Annotated in this window: 1 protein-coding gene; it reads right to left on the bottom strand. The window is 60.8% G+C overall.

Annotated elements, in window-relative coordinates; all coding sequences use genetic code 11:
* Positions 1-153: 153 nt before the first annotated feature.
* On the bottom strand, positions 154-561 hold a 408-nt coding region (locus JQ863_RS19315; RefSeq protein ID WP_204115989.1), incomplete at its 5' end, for a TOBE domain-containing protein.

Below are 561 nucleotides of genomic sequence, written 5' to 3'. Positions count from 1 at the left end.
GCAACCTTCTCGCCACGGTCATAAGCTTCCCAGCCACCGCCACCGAACACGTCAACACCAAGCTGCGACGCCACATGTCAAAGCCCCCTGCGGAACCAGCCTGCAACCGGCCGGTCCCGTCGGACGCACGGGGAGGCTCGGAAAATTCAAGCGTCATCCGCCAATCCGAAGGCCGTCTTCGGTTGCCTCGAACAGGTGACAGATCCTGGCCGGAACCGAGATCGAGACCATGTCGCCGATCTCGGCGCGGAACTGTTTGTCCGTCTTGACGCTGACAAGCGCACCAGCGATGCGCACGGAAATCATCGTCGCGTCCCCCAGCAGCTCCAGTGTATAGATCGGCGCAGTGATCTGCCCCTGCCCGTCCTCCGAAAGCGTCGCATCCTCGGCGCGGAACCCAAGCGTGATCGCACCATCGGGCACGTCGAGTCCCTCAATCGTCGTATTTTTCGTGGTGAACACCCCGCCCTTCACCTCGCCATCAATCAAATTCATCGCCGGGTTGCCGATGAAGCTGGCGACAAATGTGTTTGCGGGTGTGTCATAGATTTCGGTCGGGCT

This window comes from Shimia biformata (genome assembly GCF_016888515.1).
In the GTDB taxonomy this organism is placed as follows: domain Bacteria; phylum Pseudomonadota; class Alphaproteobacteria; order Rhodobacterales; family Rhodobacteraceae; genus Shimia_A; species Shimia_A biformata.
Note: the sequence above shows the minus strand (reverse complement) of the source record. Positions and strands in the feature narration are given on the sequence as shown.